Genomic DNA, 3,222 nt, shown 5'->3' with positions numbered 1-3,222 from the left:
GTGATAAATAATATAATGGAGTCAGGAGTCAGGAGTCAGGAGTCAGGAGTCAGGAGTCAGGAGTCAGGAGTCAGGAGTCAGGAGTCAGGAGTCAGAAGTCAGGAGTCAGGACGAACGGACGCGGGCGATTTGTGCATATTCGGGCTATTTTCGGGAGCGTGAAAAATTATTAGAGTCATCATCAGGAGGGGCGGCGATTGTTTTATCAGAAATAATTATTAAACAGGGCGGAGTCGTTATCGGGGCTTGTTACTCGTCAGATTTCAGATCTGCTGAATTTGCCTGCATTGATAGAGTCGAAAATTTATCACGTCTCAAAGGCTCTAAATATGTCGAGACAAATAAAATTATTGCACCTGACAAAAAATTATGGCCGTTCATAGCGGAAAAATTAAAGACTGGGCAGAAAGTTTTATTTATCGGGCTTGGCTGTGATGCAGCGGCGTTAAAGTCTTTTATCAGGGCAAATAATATAAATGATTCGAATTTATACACGATTGATTTAATATGTTATGGGCCGACTTTGAAAGAAGTACATTCGCAATATATAGACTCACTCACTAAAAAATTTAATTCAAGAATAAAAAATTTTACTGTCAGATATAAAAAATTAGGCTGGACTCCCATGTATATTAAAGCAGATTTTGAAGACGGCCGGACATTTTGCGCAGAATTCTATAAATCAGATTATGGGCGGGCGTTTGGCACATTTTCGCGTGAAGTCTGTTACTCGTGCAAATTTCGAGGCGTTAATCACCGGTCAGATATAACAATCGGCGATTACTGGGGCTTGACTCCTGAAATGGACGGCTATAATCCCGACGGAGTATCTATATTTATCGTGAATAGTGAACGCGGCCAAGATTTAATTAACATGATTGACACGAATAATTTTGCGTTAATGCCTGCTGATTTAGATTTCATTATAGAACATAATAGAATGTATTATAAAACTCGCAGCAAGCCTGAAGATTACAAGAAATTTTGCGATGATTTAAAGAGTGTCGGACTTCACAGGGCAATAATCAATCATGAGGGCGGTTATATGAGATTTTACGCGAAAAAAATTTTAAATCGTGCTAAAAAATTTATTCCTTCACGAGTCAAGAAATTCATAAAGCGCAAGATTTTGCATAAATAAAAAAATTCTCCCCTCTCCTGATAAATTCATGCGCTCAAGAGAGGGAATTTAATATTATATTCCTGCTGCTCGTTTTAATTCGTCGGCTCTGTCAGTCTTCTCCCAGCCCGGCAAAACAGGTAAATCAATACGTCCCATATGCCCATAAGCTGCGAGTGCTTTATATTGAGGCTTTCTCAAATCCAAATCGCGAATTATAGCGGCCGGCCTGAAGTCAAAATGTTCTCTCAGGAGTTCGGAAATTTTCTCATCGCTGATTTTACCAGTCCCGAAAGTGTTTACATTGAGTGAAACAGGTTCAGCGACTCCGATTGCATAAGCGACTTGAATTTGACACTCGTCGGCAATTCCCGCAGCGACAATATTTTTTGCGGCATAACGAGTCATATATGCGCCGCTCCTGTCTACTTTAGTGGGATCTTTACCGGAGAAAGCCCCGCCCCCGTGTGGTACCCAGCCGCCGTAAGTATCGACAATAATTTTTCGTCCAGTCAAGCCGGAGTCAGCCATCGGTCCGCCCTTCACGAACCGCCCGGTGGGATTCACGAAAATTTTTGTATTAGCGTCAATTAAATTTGCGGGAACTATGGGCGTTATAACATGTTCGATAATGTCGGCTCGGATTTGCTTTAAAGTTGCCTCGGGGTGATGCTGTGCAGATACTACGATTGTATCAGCGTGAACTGCTTTGCGGTTTTCATAGCGTAATGAAACTTGAGTCTTCCCGTCCGGCCTCAAATAAGATAGTGTGCCGTCTTTGCGGACTTTTGCGAGCTGTCTTGAAAGCGAATGAGCTAGTGCGATCGGCATGGGCATAAACTCTTTAGTCTCGCTGCAGGCATAACCGAACATCATGCCTTGATCTCCTGCTCCGGTTTTAGCTATGTCGTTTTCTGATAAATCTTTATCGTCTCGGACTTCAATAGCGTTATTTACTCCCTGTGCAATGTCCCCGGACTGTTCGTCTATGGCTGTGAGAACTGCGCAGGTTTCACCGTCAAAACCGTATTTTGCGCGAGTATAACCGATTTGATTAATAGTTTCGCGTGCAATTTTGGGAATATCGACATAAGTTTTTGTGCTGATTTCGCCTGCTACTACGACAAGGCCGGTAGATACAAGGACTTCACAGGCGACTCGTCCCATAGGGTCATCTTTTAAGATCGCGTCAAGTACTCCGTCTGAAATCTGATCGGCTACTTTGTCGGGGTGTCCTTCAGTAACTGACTCGGACGAGAAAATAAATTTTTCTGACATTATAAATATTTACCTCCCATAATAATATAAATAAAACGCACCCCCGGAAAATTCAAGAGAGTGCGCTGATATTTTGCTTTCTTTGTCTCTCTCTCATCATCCAGCTTAGAAATTTGCTGCCGGTATTGGCACCTGCATATATAAATCTCAACAGGTTGCCGGGCTTCATAGGGCCGGTCCCTCCACCTCTCTCGATAAGAGTTAATATATTAATAATTAATCGCTACTTTGAGTATAACTCAACTGCGAGAATTTCGTTTACATCAATTGGTAATTCCTCACGTAAAGGCTCACGAATTAATTTCGCGCTGAATTGTGATTTATCCTTCTCTAAATAAGGCACGTTGAATGACACAAGCCCGGTGAAATTGCTTTCTATTAATGGATTTGTGCGGGTTTTTTCTTTGAGGCTGATAACGTCATTAACTTTGACTCCGAACGAAGGAATATCAACTTTTGCGCCGTTTACTAAGACATGGCCGTGACTCACGAGCTGTCTTGCCTGCCTGATTGAACGCGCGAAACCTGTTCTATAAACAAGATTGTCTAATCTGCATTCAAGAGCTTTTAACAGTGCTACACCTGTCATTTCTTGACTCTTTTTAGCCATATCGAAATAACGTGCAAACTGTCTCTCAAGAATTCCGTAATATGCTTTAATTTTCTGTTTTTCCATTAATTGTAGGCCATATTGTGAAACTTTCTGACCTGTACGGGCTGCTGCGGCGGCTGCGGTTTTCTTTGTATCTGTACGCTTTAAAGCCTTAGGGTGTCCGCATACGTTCACACCCAGATGTCGGCATAATTTGAATCTCGGCTCTCTT

The 3,222-nt window shown here is 42.1% G+C and carries 3 protein-coding genes and 1 riboswitch; of the genes, 1 reads left to right on the top strand and 2 read right to left on the bottom strand.

What is annotated here, in order from left to right; all coding sequences use genetic code 11:
* Window positions 1–127 precede the first annotated feature (127 nt).
* Window positions 128–1,141: a Coenzyme F420 hydrogenase/dehydrogenase, beta subunit C-terminal domain gene (locus IJS99_00160; protein ID MBQ7560232.1), complete on the top strand. Its 1,014-nt coding sequence runs from the start codon at window positions 128–130 to the stop codon at window positions 1,139–1,141.
* Between the two features lie 54 nt (window positions 1,142–1,195).
* Here IJS99_00160 and metK read toward each other — a convergent pair whose 3' ends face one another.
* Window positions 1,196–2,398 (bottom strand): methionine adenosyltransferase, encoded by a 1,203-nt coding sequence (metK, locus tag IJS99_00155; GenBank protein MBQ7560231.1) that lies wholly within the window; start codon window positions 2,396–2,398, stop codon window positions 1,196–1,198.
* Window positions 2,399–2,488: 90 nt separating this feature from the next.
* A riboswitch (SAM riboswitch) is annotated at window positions 2,489–2,599 on the bottom strand.
* A gap of 22 nt (window positions 2,600–2,621) precedes the next feature.
* Window positions 2,622–3,222, bottom strand: a 601-nt coding sequence (gene rpsD / locus IJS99_00150) for a 30S ribosomal protein S4 (protein ID MBQ7560230.1), incomplete at its 5' end; no start/stop codon positions are given.

This window comes from Synergistaceae bacterium (genome assembly GCA_017444345.1).
Lineage (GTDB): Bacteria > Synergistota > Synergistia > Synergistales > Aminobacteriaceae > JAFUXM01.
The sequence above is the reverse complement of the archived record's forward strand: the minus strand, read 5'-3'. Positions and strand labels throughout refer to the sequence as shown.